The organism is Serratia liquefaciens ATCC 27592, from assembly GCF_000422085.1.
GTDB classification, from domain to species: Bacteria; Pseudomonadota; Gammaproteobacteria; order Enterobacterales; family Enterobacteriaceae; genus Serratia; species Serratia liquefaciens.
This window is the reverse complement of sequence record NC_021741.1, coordinates 1,423,356-1,439,529: the sequence shown is the minus strand read 5'-3', so window position 1 is coordinate 1,439,529 and position 16,174 is coordinate 1,423,356. Positions and strand designations below refer to the sequence as shown.

At 57.0% G+C, this 16,174-nt stretch carries 18 protein-coding genes; 7 read left to right on the top strand and 11 right to left on the bottom strand.

Annotation, left to right across the window (positions count from 1 at the left end; genetic code table 11):
• The first annotated feature begins 45 nt into the window (after positions 1-45).
• The 3 genes from ompC (at position 46) to M495_RS06725 (ending at position 3,053) form a co-directional block, all read left to right on the top strand.
• Entirely contained in the window at positions 46-1,143 is a 1,098-nt protein-coding gene (gene ompC / locus M495_RS06735) for a porin OmpC (RefSeq protein ID WP_020825885.1), read from the top strand.
• 209 nt (positions 1,144-1,352) lie between these two features.
• Positions 1,353-2,201 carry a GNAT family N-acetyltransferase gene (locus M495_RS06730; protein WP_020825884.1) on the top strand — a complete coding sequence of 283 codons (849 nt, stop codon included), beginning with the start codon at positions 1,353-1,355 and terminating at the stop codon, positions 2,199-2,201.
• Between the two features lie 33 nt (positions 2,202-2,234).
• On the top strand, positions 2,235-3,053 hold the full coding sequence (locus tag M495_RS06725) for a 5'-nucleotidase, lipoprotein e(P4) family (protein ID WP_390900357.1): 819 nt from the start codon (positions 2,235-2,237) through the stop codon (positions 3,051-3,053).
• A 98-nt stretch (positions 3,054-3,151) separates the two neighbouring features.
• Here M495_RS06725 and M495_RS06720 read toward each other — a convergent pair whose 3' ends face one another.
• From M495_RS06720 to M495_RS06710, 3 genes are all read right to left on the bottom strand, one after another.
• Positions 3,152-3,676, bottom strand: a complete 525-nt coding sequence (locus M495_RS06720) for a GNAT family N-acetyltransferase (RefSeq protein ID WP_020825882.1) — start codon at positions 3,674-3,676, stop codon at positions 3,152-3,154.
• A 2-nt stretch (positions 3,677-3,678) separates the two neighbouring features.
• A complete protein-coding gene (locus M495_RS06715; RefSeq protein ID WP_020825881.1) occupies positions 3,679-4,248 on the bottom strand; it encodes a helix-turn-helix domain-containing protein in 570 nt (189 codons plus the stop codon).
• 122 nt (positions 4,249-4,370) lie between these two features.
• Positions 4,371-5,867 carry an MFS transporter gene (locus M495_RS06710; protein WP_020825880.1) on the bottom strand — a complete coding sequence of 499 codons (1,497 nt, stop codon included), beginning with the start codon at positions 5,865-5,867 and terminating at the stop codon, positions 4,371-4,373.
• Positions 5,868-5,971: 104 nt separating this feature from the next.
• Here M495_RS06710 and M495_RS06705 point away from each other — a divergent pair, with 104 nt between their 5' ends.
• From M495_RS06705 to M495_RS25760, 3 genes are all read left to right on the top strand, one after another.
• Positions 5,972-6,625 carry a helix-turn-helix transcriptional regulator gene (locus M495_RS06705; protein WP_041414333.1) on the top strand — a complete coding sequence of 218 codons (654 nt, stop codon included), beginning with the start codon at positions 5,972-5,974 and terminating at the stop codon, positions 6,623-6,625.
• 164 nt (positions 6,626-6,789) lie between these two features.
• Complete coding sequence (yedA, locus tag M495_RS06700) at positions 6,790-7,704, top strand: drug/metabolite exporter YedA (protein ID WP_020825878.1); 915 nt, start codon at positions 6,790-6,792, stop codon at positions 7,702-7,704.
• Positions 7,705-7,897: 193 nt separating this feature from the next.
• The gene (locus tag M495_RS25760; RefSeq protein WP_162838007.1) at positions 7,898-8,074 is read left to right on the top strand and encodes a hypothetical protein; all 177 of its coding nucleotides are present in this window, start codon (positions 7,898-7,900) and stop codon (positions 8,072-8,074) included.
• Between the two features lie 207 nt (positions 8,075-8,281).
• On the opposite strand, the gene M495_RS06690 is transcribed toward M495_RS25760, so the two are convergent.
• From M495_RS06690 to M495_RS06665, 6 genes are all read right to left on the bottom strand, one after another.
• On the bottom strand, positions 8,282-9,061 hold the full coding sequence (locus tag M495_RS06690) for a phosphate/phosphite/phosphonate ABC transporter substrate-binding protein (RefSeq protein ID WP_020825876.1): 780 nt from the start codon (positions 9,059-9,061) through the stop codon (positions 8,282-8,284).
• 9 nt (positions 9,062-9,070) lie between these two features.
• Positions 9,071-9,847 carry an ABC transporter permease gene (locus M495_RS06685; protein WP_020825875.1) on the bottom strand — a complete coding sequence of 259 codons (777 nt, stop codon included), beginning with the start codon at positions 9,845-9,847 and terminating at the stop codon, positions 9,071-9,073.
• Positions 9,844-10,779, bottom strand: a complete 936-nt coding sequence (locus tag M495_RS06680) for an ABC transporter ATP-binding protein (RefSeq protein WP_020825874.1) — start codon at positions 10,777-10,779, stop codon at positions 9,844-9,846. The genes M495_RS06685 and M495_RS06680 overlap by 4 nt, the downstream gene beginning before the upstream one ends.
• Positions 10,776-11,936: an ABC transporter permease gene (locus tag M495_RS06675; protein WP_020825873.1), complete on the bottom strand. Its 1,161-nt coding sequence runs from the start codon at positions 11,934-11,936 to the stop codon at positions 10,776-10,778. Before M495_RS06675 ends, M495_RS06680 begins: the two co-directional genes overlap by 4 nt.
• A gap of 73 nt (positions 11,937-12,009) precedes the next feature.
• Positions 12,010-12,942, bottom strand: coding sequence for a glycine betaine ABC transporter substrate-binding protein OsmF (gene osmF / locus M495_RS06670; RefSeq protein WP_020825872.1), 933 nt, complete (start codon positions 12,940-12,942; stop codon positions 12,010-12,012).
• 29 nt (positions 12,943-12,971) lie between these two features.
• Complete coding sequence (locus tag M495_RS06665; RefSeq protein ID WP_020825871.1) at positions 12,972-14,039, bottom strand: fatty acid desaturase; 1,068 nt, start codon at positions 14,037-14,039, stop codon at positions 12,972-12,974.
• A 240-nt stretch (positions 14,040-14,279) separates the two neighbouring features.
• Between M495_RS06665 and nudI the strand changes: the two genes are divergently transcribed.
• Positions 14,280-14,705 (top strand): nucleoside triphosphatase NudI, encoded by a 426-nt coding sequence (nudI, locus tag M495_RS06660; RefSeq protein WP_020825870.1) that lies wholly within the window; start codon positions 14,280-14,282, stop codon positions 14,703-14,705.
• Between the two features lie 51 nt (positions 14,706-14,756).
• On the opposite strand, the gene M495_RS06655 is transcribed toward nudI, so the two are convergent.
• Together M495_RS06655 and M495_RS06650 are read right to left on the bottom strand one after the other, a co-directional pair.
• Positions 14,757-15,143 carry a cell envelope integrity TolA C-terminal domain-containing protein gene (locus M495_RS06655; protein ID WP_020825869.1) on the bottom strand — a complete coding sequence of 129 codons (387 nt, stop codon included), beginning with the start codon at positions 15,141-15,143 and terminating at the stop codon, positions 14,757-14,759.
• 35 nt (positions 15,144-15,178) lie between these two features.
• Positions 15,179-16,087, bottom strand: coding sequence for a LysR family transcriptional regulator (locus tag M495_RS06650; protein ID WP_020825868.1), 909 nt, complete (start codon positions 16,085-16,087; stop codon positions 15,179-15,181).
• Positions 16,088-16,174 lie beyond the last annotated feature (87 nt).

The window sequence follows — 16,174 nt, the reverse complement described above, 5'->3', positions numbered from 1 at the left end:
CTACTGATGATAAGCGTCTTTCAATCGAATAAAGCAGGGTAAATCATGAAACGTAATCTTCTGGCCGTTATTATTCCGGCACTTTTAATTGCGCAGACAGCACAGGCAGCAGAAATCTACAATAAAGACGGCAACAAACTTGATTTTTACGGCCGCGTAAAAGCACTGCACTATTTCTCTGACGATGCCGGTAATGATGGCGATAAAACCTATGTGCGTATCGGTTTTAAAGGCGCTACTCAAATTAACGATATGCTGACTGGCTATGGCCAGTGGGAATATCAAATAGCAGCCAACCACTCTGAATCTGACGGCACAAAAGATACCAAAACCCGTTTGGGCTTCGCCGGTCTGAAATATAAAGATATCGGTTCATTCGACTACGGCCGCAACTACGGCATTATCTATGACGTCGGCGCCTGGACGGATATGCTGCCTGAGTTCGGTGATGACGCCTACGTCAAAACCGACAACTTTATGAATGGTCGTACCAACGGCGTGGCAACCTACCGTAACAATGACTTCTTCGGCCTGGTCGAAGGTCTGAAGTTCGCGGTACAGTACCAGGGCAAGAACGAAAACGACGGCCGTTCCAACAGCAAGGCGAACGGCGACGGTTGGGGCCTGTCTTCCAGCTATGAAATCATCGACGGCCTGAGCGTGGGTGCCGCCTATGCGTCTTCCAACCGTACTGCCGGGCAAAAAGCGGGCACCTTCGGTAAGGGCGACAAAGCTGATATTTGGGCCGGCGGCCTGAAATACGACAACAACGATGTTTACCTGGCAGCGACCTATTCGCAAAGCCGTAATATCGCGCCAATCTCCGGCACCGCCACTATCAATAATAATTCCACTTCCGTAAGCGGCTTTGCCAATAAGGCGGAAGGTCTGGAATTGGTTGCTCAATATCAGTTCGACTTCGGTCTGCGTCCATCGCTGGGTTATGTTCAGCAGAAAGGCAAAGATATTGAAGGCATCGGCGACGCCGACCTGGTGAAATATATCGACGTTGGCGCCTACTACTATTTCAACAAGAACATGTCGACCTATGTCGATTATAAAATCAACCAACTCGACGGCGATAACAAGCTGGGTCTGAAAGACGACAACGTGATTGCCGTCGCCCTGACCTACCAGTTCTGATGTGATGAATAACCACCACTGCAAACCTTAGCTTCACTTTATACCCAGAGTTACTTCGCCGGGCGGCAACGCCCGGTTTTTTCATTTGTGCTTTTACCGCCTGTTCCTGCCTCATTTACCGCTGCATATCCCGTAACCGCACGCGGAAACTTGCCTTATAAAACAATCAGGTCTAGATGTATAGCTTCCGCCTTAGACAGGGAAAGCTCATGCACACCGATGAAAGCTTCGAGTACCAAAGCGCCCTGCGCTACAGCAGCGACGAGCTGGCGCAGATCCTTTGTCATTGTTTTGAAAACTATATTGTACGTTTCGTGATTGACGGTGATACCTTCGCCCGCCGTTTTGGTGCCGAAGACCTCAGCCTGAACGACAGTATTATCGTTACCCACCAGCAACAACCGGTAGCGCTGGCGCTGATCAGCCGCCGTGGCCTGCACAGCCGGATATCGGCACTCTCCATCCGTCCGGAAATGCGCGGCAAAGGTTTGGGAAAAGCCTTGATGAAGCGCATTGTCGCCGACGCGCATCAGCGCGGCGATCGTCAACTGTCATTGGAAGTGATTGAAGGGAACGAGGCCGCGTTGGCGCTCTACCATCGGGCCGGGTTGCAAATCGTCCGCACGCTGACCGGGCATCTGGCCGCTACGCCGGTACTTGCCGAAGTTGCGCAGTTGCAAGAGATCGACCCGCTGTTCGTCTCTCACCGCCTGATTGCCGAGGGTGCCACCGACCTGCCTTGGCTGATCGCGCCGGAGACGTTGTTCAAGCTACCCGGCAAACCCCATGCTTTCAGCCTTGGCCACCAGGCCTATGCGGTGGTGCAGTTGGGAGCCGACAAATGCTTTTTGCGCATGATCTACGTGCCGCCGCAGCACCGCAGTCAGGGCCATGCCCGTACCATGCTGGCTGCATTACAGGCGAAGTTTGCGCCGTTACCGCTGGTAGCCAACGTTTACGTTCCTGAAGTGGCCGCCCCCTTCTTCGACCGCCTCGGCTGGCAGCAGGACGCGTTGCGCCAGTTTGAAATGACGATGACCTTGAACACACCACAATAACAATCAGAGAGTGATTTATTTATGGCAGGAATAATGAGACAGAAAATGGCCCTCGGCGCGGCGATCGGCATTGCGCTGGTGACCCTGACCGGCTGCGTGCAGCCAGCAAAAACCGATCGGCAGGCCCAACAGCAGTTGGCTGAGCAATCCGTGCTGGCGCTGAACTGGTTCCAGCAATCCGGCGAATATCAGGCGCTGACGCACCAGGCCTTCAACAGCGCCAGGCTGGCCTTTGATCAGGCCAAGGCCGCGCCGGGCAAGAAGAAGGCCGTGGTGGTCGATTTGGACGAAACTATGCTGGATAACAGCCCTTATTCCGGCTGGCAGGCGCAGCAGGGCCAACCTTTCGCCGCTGCCACCTGGGCGAAGTGGTCACAGGCGCAACAGGCCGGCGCGGTGCCAGGTGCCGTGCAGTTTGCCCGCTACGTCAACAGTCATCAGGGCACCATGTTTTACGTCTCCAACCGCAAACAGTCTGAATACGCCGCCACGCTGGCCAATATGCAAAAATTGGGCTTCACCGGCATGTCGGAAAAAACCGTGCTGTTAAGCGGTGATACCTCCAACAAGCAGGCGCGTTTCGACGCAATCAAGAACGCCGGTTACGACATCGTGGTTTACGCCGGTGACAACCTGAACGACTTCGGCGCCGCGACCTACCACAAAGATAACGCGCAGCGGCGGGCGTTCGTCGCCGACAACCAAAGCAAATTCGGCACCGAGTTTATCGTGTTGCCCAATCCGTTGTACGGCGATTGGGAAAGCGGCATGGCGAAGGACTTTAACAAGCTGACGCCAGAGCAAAAGCTGCAGATTCGCCAACAGGCAATCAAGGCCTGGAACGGACAATAACTTCCTGAGCCTTGCAGGGACGGCGCTGGCTGCGTTCTGATTAAGGGGGCGATACGTTCGCCCCCTTAGGCGATAACGCTTGAAAAACGACGGGGTAGTCAGAGCAATTTATACATATAACTGGTGGCATCCAGCGCACCGCCATTGCTGGCGCGAGCGTATTGCGGAATGCTGCCCGCCAGTTGAAAGCCCAGCCGACGGTACAGGCCTTCCGCAGTGTCGCCGGTCAGGGTATCCAGCACCAGTAAATGCCGTTGATGCTCAACCGCCAGCTGTTGCACCTGCAACATCAGGCTGCGGGCAATGCCCTGACGGCGAGCATCCGGGTGCACCATCAGCTTCACCACCTCCGCCCGGTGGCGGCCGTTATCAGGCATATCCAGCAGCAGTTGCACCGTACCGACCACCCTTCCGGCATCTCGATCTCGGGCCACCAGCAGCAGCCTTTCCTTCCGTTCAATAGCCGGCAACAGACGGTGCCAGAACGCCTGCGCCTGCTCAAGGCTAAACGGCATGACAAAACCGATGCTCGCCCCCTGCGAGACGCTGGCATGCAGCATCGCCGCCAGTTCAGGGATCGCACTCTGTACCGCATCGACGTTCAATTGCTGTATCTCAATCATGGTTATGGCCTGCAGATAACGAGGGTGTAATGGGCCGGCTCGGGGCCGGGTGCATGAAATTTTGAAGCGCCGAACAAGCGGTAACGCAGGCAATCGCCCGGTTCTAGCTGAAAAGTTCGCGCCTCCAGCGTCAATTCAAGCCGGCCTTCCAGCAGCCATAAATGGTGTTCAAGCGCGTGTATCGAAGGGGCGTCATAAGCGATCACCGCGCCGGCCTCCAGCGTGCCCTCGATAAATTCCGCCTTATAGAGGGCGGCGGGTGGTGATACCGAACGACGATGAAAACCGCTGGCGCGATCAACCCACACCGTCTGCTGTTCGCGATGCAGCAACTCGGGCGGTTCGTCCTCAACCTCGCTCAGCAGCCGTGACATGGTCAGCCCATACGCCGCGCACAGTTTGTTCAACAACGAGGCGGTCGGGCTGGTTTCCGTACGCTCAACCCGCGATAGCGTTGCCCGGCTGATGCCGGTTTGCTGCGCCAACGCTTCCAGCGACCAGCCCTGCTGCTGGCGTAAATCAGACAGCCGTTGCGCCAAGCGAAGGTCGGCGCTGTCCACTCCGTTATCCATGATCTCTATAGCCCTGATATGAAGAATCCCATATGAGAGAAATAATCTCAAATACGGGATTCGTCAATCAGATTTTAAAGTAAACCCTACAAAGTTATAAAACTCAGCAGGCGGCACCCGCCTTATTCAGGACGAACGCATTCGCTCACAGGGGTGACAGAGAGCGACAACCCCGGCGATGCCAGCGCAATTTCGGCATCGCTGGTTGCCACAACAGGTGGAGTAATCGCCGCACAGCGCCAAGCGCTAAAAACCGCCAGCAGCGGCGCCAAGGCAAACAGCAGGAACAGCCAGCGCGCGGCGGAGGCGGCACCCGGTGCCCCACCCGGCACGTTCAGCCCGGCCAGGTTGGCGACCATTCCCGCCAACGCGGCACCGAACGCGGTGGCAAACAGTTGCACCGTAGTGATCGACGCGCCGGCAATATCCTTATCCGCCTCTGGCGAGACTTGCAGAATACGCGTCAGCAGATGTGGCCAGCCAAAACCGATACCAAACCCCACCACTGTCAGAGCGATGACAATCGGCGTCAGTGCCGACCAATGACCACCGGAAGGCGTTGGCATCAATACGCCCAGGGCCAATAGCCCGACAAACACAAACAGCGGCCCGCTGATAATGGCCCGACGCATACCCGCACTGCGCCAGCCCGAACTGAGGATCTCCGACAGCGTCCAGCCCGCCGCCATGGTGGCTGCGATATAGCCGGAAATCAGCGGTGACTGCCCGTGCAGCGTTTGCAGAAAATAAGGCACGAAGATTTCGCTGGTCATGCCCACAACCAGCAGGGAGACGGTGATATACAGCGAAGCCAGAGGGGAACCGCGGCGTAAAGCGCCTTGAGGCAGTAGACGGGCGCGGGAGTGTGCTTCACGGCGAATCAGCCAAACCATCATCAGCACGGCCAATGCAATACCGCCAAAATTGACCCAGGCGCTGTCGGCCAGGCTGCCGGCGGATACCACCAGCACCGCCACCGCCAGCAGCAACAGCTGGGCTACCGGCAGCGGCGCTGCCTGCTGTTGCGGTTTGCCTTTCGGCAGGATCAGGAAGGTGAACCCGGCGTACAACACCATGATTGGCAACAGGATGCCAAAGGCCCAGCGCCAGGCGTTCAGTTCGGCGAAAATGCCGCCCACCGCCGGCCCCACCAGCGTAGCAATACCCCACATCGCCGAAATCAGCGCCATTGCCCGCGGCCAAAGTTTTTGCTCGAACACCAGGTTGATCATGGCGTACGAAAGCGCGAAAATCAGCCCGCCGCCGAACCCCTGCACGGTGCGACCTATCAGCATCACCGGCATCGACGGCGCCAATGCACACAGCATTGCCCCGGCAATAAAGAACAGCGACGCCACCAGATAGGCACTGCGTGCACCGTAACCACTGAGCAGACGTGCAGATAACGCCGATCCGAGAATCGACGCCACCACAAACAGCGTGGTGTTCCAGGCATACAGATTCAGGCCACCAATATCCTGCACCACCGAGGGCAGAATGGTGGTGGCGACCAGAATATTGATCGCATGCAGCGCTACGCCGAGTGAGAGCGCGATCGCACTGGCGCCATTTTTGCCGGAGAATAAGTCGGCCCAGCGGCTATCATCGTTGGTTATCACGGTTGTCGTCCTGTTTTCAGAGGAAGGGCATTGAGTTAATAGTGATATTGCGTTAAATTTAACAAGGTTTAACTTGGAATAATGGTAGGGCGAGGCGGAGAAATATGTCAAGAATAAACTTGGAAAATGGCGATAGTCCCGCACAATCGGTCAGTGACCGTTTGCTGACACTATTAAAAACCCGCGGCCCACAACAAGCGTCTGATGCAGGAAAGGTTCTTGGCACCACAGGTGAGGCTGCGCGCCAGCAGTTTGTCAAACTGGCCAAAGACGGGCTGGTTGAAGCCGTGGCGGAAACCCGCGGCGTCGGCCGACCGGTGCAGCTCTGGCACCTGACCGCCGCCGGCAATGCGCGCTTTCCGGATACCCATTCAGAATTGACGGTACAGTTGCTGCGTACCGTACGCGACAAGCTGGGCGAGCAGGCGATTGAGTTATTGATCGACACCCGCGAGCAAGAAACGCGGATTAATTACAAGCAGGCGATGATTGGCGCTACCGACTTGCAGGAACGGGTTCAGCGTCTGACGGCCATTCGCTGCCGCGAAGGCTATATGGCCGAATGCCGTACTCAGGAAGACGGCTCCTTTCTGTTGGTAGAGAACCACTGCCCTATTTGCGCCGCCGCTACCGTTTGTCAGGGGTTCTGTCGTGCTGAGCTGAGTATTTTCACCGAGGTGTTGCAGGCGCAGGTTGAACGTTCCGAACATATTCTGGCCGGTGCACGCCGCTGCGCCTACCGTATTTCGCTGCTGTAATCGGCACTCGCTCAAGGCTATCTGCAGGCTGGCGTTCTCTCTCGATTTTCATCGGTTCGCCAGCCGACCTTGCCGTTAAAAAATAGTGAAAAGCGTTGCTAATCTTCCGTGCGATCGGGTTTACTGAGTCCTCTAATAATAACCTCCCTGCAGAATAAATATCCATGCTGAGTCAAAGTAGCCGTAACGTCCTGCCGTTAATCGGGGCGCTGTTCACGTTATATATTGTCTGGGGTTCTACCTACTTCGTTATTCGTCTGGGCGTGGAGAGCTGGCCACCGCTGATGATGGCCGGGATCCGCTTTTTGGTCGCCGGTATAGTGCTGTTCAGCTTTTTAGCGTTGCGCGGCCATGCATTACCAACCCTCAGGCAGTGGCTGGCCGCTGGCACTATCGGTATCTTGCTACTGGCGGTGGGTAACGGTCTGGTGACCGTGGCGGAACACCAGCACGTACCTTCCGGTATTGCCGCCGTGATGGTCGCGACGGTACCGCTGTTCACCCTGTTCTTCAGCCTGTTTTGGGGCATGCGCAATACCAAGCTGGAGTGGGCAGGTATCGCATTGGGCCTGGTGGGGATCGTATTGCTCAATACCGGCAATAACCTGGTGGGCAACCCTACCGGTGCGTTACTGATCCTGCTGGCTTCCGCCAGTTGGGCCTTTGGCTCGGTGCTGGGGTCACGTATTTCGCTACCGGCCGGACCGATGGCGGGCGCGGCGGAAATGCTGGTTGCCGGAGTGGTTCTGCTGGTCGTCAGTCAGCTCAGCGGCGAACGCCTGACGCAGATGCCCAGCGCCAAAGGTTTCTTTGCGCTGGGATACCTGATTATCTTCGGTTCCATGTTGGCTATTAGCGCCTATATGTTTTTGCTGAAAAACGTGCGTCCGGCGGTAGCCACCAGTTATGCCTATGTCAATCCGGTGGTGGCCGTGCTGCTCGGCATCGGTTTTGCCGGCGAATCGCTGGCACCGCGTGAATGGGCGGCGCTGGTGATTATCGTAGCGGCGGTGGTGCTGGTGACGCTGGGCAAATTCCTGTTTGCTCGCCCGGTCAGTCGCATAAGCAGGGAAAGGTAGGGGCGCTGCACGCTGCGGCCGAATTAATCGGGGCGAATGTATACGCCCCCTACAGCGGCTGGAGTGACAAATCCACCGGAAACAGATTTAAACGCTGCAGCTTGAAAGACGACGGGTATTAAAACGATTCTTGTTTCATATTACGAAGCGTCTATAATTCCCGTTGTTCCTGGCAACCTGCGAAATCATCCCCATGCTGAAAAAATCGTTCATTATCGTTATCTTTCTGTGTGCCTTTGGTTCACTCGGCGGCGTATTCCTGGCCGGGCTGAATATGTACACCCGTTCCACCACGCCGCTAGAAGAGACCGCCACGTCACACGAAGCCGCCGCCACTGCCACTCCGGCAGAGAGCATTCAGGCCAAGTGATGCGTCCCGCGCTGGCAGCGTTGTTGTAAAAAAACGCTGCAGTCGCCTGACGCGCACCAGTATCTGCAAAGGGCGCGGTAACCGCCTCATTTCTCCATTTCAGCAGCAACTCCCCTTCTCTTCCTTCGCCAACCGTTGGTGCGATTTTCTGCGCGCTGCCGCAGGCATCATTATTTAGCGCCGCCTGAACACGGGCCAGTCATAAGCTTACAGCGCTGTCACCCCGCGGGCGGCGGCCTGCTGCTCCAGCTCGGTGATTATTTGGTATGCCGAACGCGGCACCAGGCTGAAATCGCCGATCAGCAGATTGTCGCTTACCGCTTCGCCCAGCATCGCCTTCGCCCCGGCACGCAGTATTTCCAGCTGTTCCGGCGGGGTCTGCGACGAGGTAATCAAGGGTAGCCCCGGCACGCTGGCCGTTCGTCCAATAATTTTCAGCCCGGCCAACGCCTGTGGCCGTGCCCGTTTCAACAGTTTCAGGCTGACGCAGTCGACGGCGGCAATGTCTGCCTGCCGGTTTTGGATCAGCTTGAGCGACTGATAGTGCGCCCCGGAGGCGATGGCATCACTGAAGAAGCTGCCGTTCTGTGCCAAGGGTGCGATCAGCGCACGCAAGCTGTTATGCCCTGACTGAGAGTCGGTACTGTTGTATGCGGCGATCCGGCCGCGAAAATCCGCCAGCCGCTCGCCTGGGTCGTCGTCGCGCACCACTAACCAACTGCTGTAGTTCGCGCCCTCGCAACCCTCGACGCGGTAGTGATAAGTCCCGATCAGCTGCACCTGCTGCAGGCTGCTGACCAGCGGATAACCGCAGGTTTGGCTGAGCAATAAATCGTCCTGTAGCCAGTGCTGAGCCAGGTCGTGCGGCCAGACGAGCTGTTCAGGAGCCAGCGGCAATCCCAACTGCAGTAATTTACCGCGCAGCACTCGCCAGAAAGATTCGGCCGGTTGATGGGTCACGCCGTACATCGGCAAAGATACTTGCATCTTATTCCCTTACCCCGCAGAAGAAGCCGCCTGCGTCTGCTGACGCCAGGCGGTGAGATAGCGCACCCAGCGCTCAAACAGCATATCGGTAATGATCGCCAGCAGCGCCACCACTATCGCACCCTGGATCACGTAGGCGGTATTAAAACCGCTCAGGCCAATGATTATCGGCGAACCAAGCGTTTTGGTGCCGACGGTGGAAGCGATTGCCGCCGTGCCGATATTGATGATCACCGAGGTCCGAATACCGGCAACAATCACCGGCGCCGCCAGCGGCAGTTCGACGCGCCACAGAATTTGCCTGGCGCTCATACCAACCCCTTGCGCAACCTCGCGGGTCGCGCTGGGTACCGATTCAATACCCGTCAGCGTGCCCTGCAAGATCGGCAGCAAACCGTACAGCACCAGTGCGATAATCGCCGGCTGTTCGCTAAAGCCCATCACAGGTACCGCTACCGCCAGCACCGCCACGGGCGGAAAAGTCTGGCCGACCGCTACCACGGTTTCCACCAGCGAACGAAACGCCTTACCGGCAGGGCGCGTCACGCCGATCCCGGCCGCTACGCCAATCACCACGGCGATCAGACTGGAGACCGCGACCAGCAACAGATGTGCCCACACCAGCGAGATAAAACTGTCCTGCTGATACACCGGCCTTTCCAGATCGGGAAACCAGGCTGCAAACAGGCCATGCAAATGATTCATGCCAAACACCAGCGCCAGCAGCAGGGCAAAGGTCCAGGGCAGCGGATCGCGCAGCCAACGCAGGGCTTTAGGCGCACTCATGACAGCGCCTTTTGGGCAATCAGATCGTTGAAATGCAGCACGCCGAGTGCCTCTCCTTGCTCCCCCACCACCGGCAAGCATTCACTGCCGCGCGCCACAAATACCGACAGCGCTTCACGCAGGTTCATGGTGGAGGAAATAGGCTCACCGTCCGCATGGCCAGGACGCACCCGTTCCGCCACCGTGCCTAAAGAAAGCAGTTTGATGCCGCGATCGCTTCGGCCAAAGAAATCGCGCACAAAATCGTTGGCCGGTGCAGTCAGCAGCTCCAGCGGCGTGCCTTGTTGCACCACACGACCCTGGTCGAGCAACACGATGCGATCGGCCAATGCCAGCGCTTCGTCAATGTCATGCGTCACCAGTACGATGGTGCGCCCGGAGAGATGATGAATACGCGCAATCTCCGTCTGCAGCGCGGTGCGCGTTACCGGATCGAGAGCGCCAAAGGGTTCGTCCATCAACCACACTTCCGGATCGGCAGCCAACGCGCGCGCCACTCCCACTCGCTGCTGTTGCCCGCCGGAAAGCTGGTGCGGATAACGGTGTCGGAACAGTTCCGGCTCCAGGTGCAACAGCTCCAGCAGTTCGGTCACCCGATCGCGGATCCGTGCCCGCGGCCATTTCAGCAATTGCGGCACGGTGGCGATGTTCTCCTCTACCGTCCAATGCGGAAACAGGCCGATCGACTGAATGGCATAGCCCATGCGGCGCCGCAGATCCTGCGGTTTGAATTTTTGGATCTCTTCATCGGCAAAGTAAATTTTGCCCTGATCGTGTTCGATCAGCCGGTTGATCATTTTTAATGTGGTGGATTTACCGGAGCCTGAGGTACCGATCAGTACGGCAAATTCGCCTTTGGCAATCTGCAGCGTCAGATCGTCCACCGCCGGCTTACCCTGAAAAATCTTGCTGACCTGATTAAACTGAATCATCGGCGTGACACTTCCAAAATTGAAACCATAAATTTAAACAGCGAATCGACGATTACCGCCATCACGATCACCGGGATCACGCCCAGCAGCACCAGATCCAGCGCGCTGCTCAGCAAACCCTGGAAAACGATGGCGCCGAAACCTCCGGCACCGATCAACGCGGCTACCACCGCCATACCGACGGTCTGCACCGCCAGAATGCGCACGCCGGTCAGAAACAGCGGCAAAGCCAACGGCAGCTGTACGAGAAAGAAAATCTGGCCGCGCGTCAGTCCCATACCGCTGGCAGATTCGATCACGCTGGCGGGCACGCTCTGTAACCCGGCCACCACGCTGCGCACCAGCGGCAACAGGGCGTACAACACCAGGGCGACTATCGCCGGCGCCATGCCAATACCGCTGACGCCGTGTTCCGCCAGCCAGGGCACCGCCTTCGCCAATCCGGCCAACGGCGCTATCAGCAGGCCGAACAGGGCAATCGACGGCACGGTCTGGATAATGTTCAGCGTGGAGAAGATCGGGGTTTGCAAACGGGATGAACGAAAACACAACACCCCGAGCGGCACGCCGATCAGCAGCGCCGGGACCATCGTCGCCAGCAGAATAGTCAGGTGCTGCAACAGCGCGGCATCAAACACATCTTGCCGGTTGTAATACTCTTTCAGCAGCGAAAGCTGATCCAACTGATGGCCGAACAGCAGCGCCAGCGCAGGCAATATCACCAGCAGGTTGCCGAGCATGCGCCACAAATGCGAAGACGTGATGCGGGTGATAGCATCGGCAGCCATCAGCAGGCTCAGCGCCAGCATCAGCCAGCAGCCGCTGCCCCAGGAGGTACGTGCCAGTTTGGAACCTTCCTGCGCCAACTGCTGCGCGGCATGCCCGCTCAGCCAGAAGGTGAGCGCCAGCAGCGCTGCAGCCGCCAGCGCGGTCAGCAATGCATTGCGCCTGAGCGGTGGCAACAGGCTGAGCACTGCCAGCATCAACAGCGGGGCCAATAGCCACAGCGCCGGGCCGTGCAGCAGGGAAATCAGGGAAATGCTCTTGCCCGACAGCAGGCGATTGGGGGCATAGCTGAGGAACGGCAGGCCAAATGCGGCCAGCAGCAACAAAACAAGCAGCGTCAGTAATACGCGGTTTTTTACGGCAATAATCAAAGAAACTCTCCGGCTCCATAGTCAATGGGCCCTGCTCTCCCTCTCTCCCATTGAGAGAGAGGGAATATCAGCGCTATCCCTTAACCAATCCTTTTTCTTTCAGATAAGCGGCCGCAACCTGTTTGGCATCCTGACCTTCCACCGCGATCTGCGCATTAAGTTTTTGCAGCGTCGGGCCGTCCAGCGTTGCAAAGACCGGCTTCAGCAATTCGGCGATATTGGCGTGCTGTTTCAGCGCGGCTTCACGAATGATCGGTGCCGGTGCGTAAATCGGCTGCACCCCTTTTGGGTCTTCCAGCGTTTGCAGACCCAGGGCCGCCACCGGGCCATCGGTGCCGTAAGCCATGGCCGCGTTCACGCCGGAGGTTTGCTCCGCCGCCGCTTTAATGGTCACCGCCGTGTCCCCTCCAGCCAGCGACAGCAGCTGATCCTGATTCAGCTTAAAGCCATAGGCATTCTGGAATGCCGGCAGTGCGTCCGGACGTTCGATAAATTCCGCCGAGGCCGCCAGTTTGAACTTGCCGCCGCCGTTGATCCATTTGCCCAGATCGGCCAGCGTCTTCAGGTGGTTGGCGTCCGCCACGTCCTGACGGATGGCAATAGTCCAGGTATTGTTGGCCGGCGAAGCATCCAGCCAGACAATTTTGTTCTTGTCGTAATCGAGTTTTTTGACCTTCTCAAAACCGGCCTGGGCGTTCTTCCACGCCGGATCTTTTTCATCGGAGAAGAAAAATGCGCCGTTGCCGGTGTATTCCGGGTAGATGTCAATCTCGCCGGAGGTGATCGCCCCGCGCAGCACCTTGGTGGTACCGAGCTGTAATTTGTTGGTGGTTTTGATGCCGTTGGACTCCAGCACCTGCACGATGATGTTACCCAGCAGCGAGCCTTCGGTATCGATTTTTGAGCCCACGCGCACCGTATCGGCCGCCTGAGCCACGCCGATACTCGCGGCAAGTAAACCCAGTGCCAAAGCGAAAACGCGACCACGTAATGGGGTGATTGCCATACTTTTTCCTCTTGTTGTGTATTTTCCGGCTATTTGGCCAGATCGATTGGAAAATCCTGAGACGCGCGTTTCCATCGCACGATAAAAGTCTCCGCCGGCCAGGCTTCGGTTTCGCCCTGAACTTCCTTTAGCGGCTCGCCGGCGTTAAACGGATGAACCTCAACGGCGACCGGGGTAAAAGCGTATTCGCTGACCCATTGGCCATAGCCCTGCACCACAAATCCCTGGCTGCGCTGCTGGTAAGCACCGCGCTCCGCCAGATAGACCTCCCTTAAACCGTACCACGGCAAGCCGGGGAGATCATGGTGAACTAAATGATAGTTCAGATTGAGAAACAGCAGCCGCCACGGCCAAGCCGCCTCATTAATAATAGAACGTGCCTGCGGAGCTTCAACGGCGCGGTGCTCAAAAAACGATCTTATCTTGGTCAGCGCCAGCGCTGGATAGCCGATCGCCAACAGGTAAAACGCCGTTCCAATGCCATGTTGCTTCAGCCAAACCAGCACTGCCGCCAGCAGCAGCAGATGCACCAACCACATCGCCAACGTGCGCAGTTCACCGGCGGCAATCGCTTTCAGCGCATTAACCCCCGTCGCGACGATATCCAGCGCCGGACCGAACACAATCCGCCCGCTAAGCGTATTGCGCACCTTGGCCAACAGCGGAAACAATCTGGGATAACGCTGCCACTGTGTCTGACTGAAATAATAACTTTCGGGATCTTCATGCGGGTCGGTCAGATGTTCATTGCGGTGATGCTGAATATGCGAATCGCGATACAGCCCATAGGGATACCACACCGCCAGCGGCAAGAGGCCAAAGAGTTGATTGATGCGGGGCCACCGCGTCGGATGGCCGTGGATCAGCTCATGCTGCAACGACATATACCAGGTGGCCAACAAAATCAGCAACGGCGTGCCAAGCCAGGGTCCCAGCGACTGCCAGTAGTGCACCACCCCAAACCAGCCGCCGTACACCGCCGCCATGATGCCCCAGGTCGGCAACTCGCATCGCCAATACCAGCGCTGGTTAAGCTGTTGGATCCAAAGGCGTTGTGCAGAATGCAAATAGTGGCTGTGGCTTTTGGTTGAGGACATGCGGCGGCTCGCTGTGGGTCATTTTCCTCAGTATCTGCGAGCAGCGCAGGCGCTCAAAATAACGAAAGCGGTAAAGCAAAGTTAAAAATCAGCTATTTATGCCGCTTTTATTGATGGCGCTCCCATTATCGCGCGTTCATTGAATTCAACGCCGTCCGCCAGCAGCGATTGCTGGTAAGATCCGAGTCGAAAAGCCTTTGCCCACGTTAGCAATAAAAATTCGTCACATCAGGAGGTTGCATGCGTCAACGGATCATTGTCTGCCCAATCATTGAGAATAATGGCGAGTATTTACTCTGTAAAATGGCTGATGACCGCGGTGTCTTTCCCGGCCAGTGGGCATTGTCCGGCGGTGGCATGGAACCGGGAGAGACCATTGAGCAAGCGCTCCGTCGTGAGATCAGAGAAGAATTAGGCGAAGCGCTGCAGATCACACAGATGACACCCTGGACTTTCAGAGATGATGTCCGCACCAAGACATATCCTGACGGGACACAAGAGCCTATCTATATGCTGTATCTGATCTTCGATTGTGTCAGCGCCAATCGTCAGATCACCGTCAATGAAGAGTTTCAGGAAGTGGCCTGGGTGAGGCCTGACAAGTTAGGTGAACTTGACCTCAATGAGGCCACCCGCATCACCTTTGCGCAGAAGGGCATGTTGTAACAGGTATTTTGCTCACCGCATCCCGGCATCCGATGCGGTAAGCCATCGGCATCAGGGAACGAAATCCAGCACCGAGCTGTTGAATAAGGCGTATTCGGTCTGACTGGTCATTTTGGGCAGTTTGGCGCGCTGTACTGCCTGACTTGCTACAGCGCAAAACTCAGCATCGCCTGCCAGTACCTTGAAGTCCTTCAGGGAGCCGTCCGGTAACAGATGAATGCTGATCGAACAGGTTTGGGATTTGTATTTGCCGAGCGTCGGCATTTCTTGCGTAATGGCACGACGCATTCTTTCCGGGTAGTTGCCCGACGGCGGCTGCACCGATGCCGCGGCAGACATCGGTTTCTCCAGCCCGGCAGCCTCGGAACGGTGGTCCGTATTACAACCGGCCAGCAACGGTAACAACGCTACCAAAAGCCACATCCCTGTTTTCATCATTCTGCATCCTTGTCGTTCCGCACAATGGCGGGGCATCAAGATGCCGGGTACAGGCTCCCGGCATCGGCACACTGCTGCAAGCGTTCACGCCACCACTTGGACGCCAAACCGGCGTTATTCTCACGCCAGCCAAAATAAGCGACGTCGCTGCAGCGCTCAGATTCGACGTTTTTCGCGACCAACTCGCCACTTTTCAGGTAAGGTTCAGCCCGATAACGCGGCAAATAACCACAGCCGAGACCGCTGAGCTGCGCCCGCAACTTGGCGTCGAAACCGAATACCGTCAAGGTGTCCTGCTCCTCGAGAATATTCAGGTTCTGCGGTGCGTTCACCCTTGAGGTATCACGCACCACCACCGCACGGTGCTGACGGATCTCTGCCTTCGGCAAAGGCTCCGCCATTGTCGCCAGCGGGTGTTGCGGCGCGACGGCAAATACGTAGTCCAACCGACCCAACTGACTAAAAGCATAGCCTACCCGCGATGGGGGTTCACAAATCGCGCCAATAATAATATCCGCACAACCATAAACCAGCGACTCCCAGGATCCCGCCAACACCTCGTGACTAACGCGCAGCCGGGTATGGTGATTCTGCTGATAAAATTCTTCCATCAGCGGCAACAGGCGCTCAAAAGGAAACGAGGCATCGATACCGAGAGTGATCTCGCTTTCCCAGCCGTTTTCCACATAGCGAGCCTGCTGCTCCAAATCCTGCGCGGCGCGCAATAGCACCCGGCCCTTTTCCAACATCAACTTGCCGGTATCGGTGAATTTGGCGCGGTGGCCTGAGCGATCGAGCAAGGTGATGTCGAGATCGCCCTCCAGTTTTTGCACCATATAGCTCAACGCCGAAGGTGTTTTAAACAGCACGGCGGCGGCGGCCGCAAATGACCCATGCCGATCGAGCGCATCCAAAATCAATAACGCCTCCAGGTTTAACCTCATCGCTTCCTCTCCGTGTATAAAAAAACTCAACAAGACGGCAAAAATTCTGCGCTATCTTTGAAATCAGCCCCTGCCTACCATGCGGTT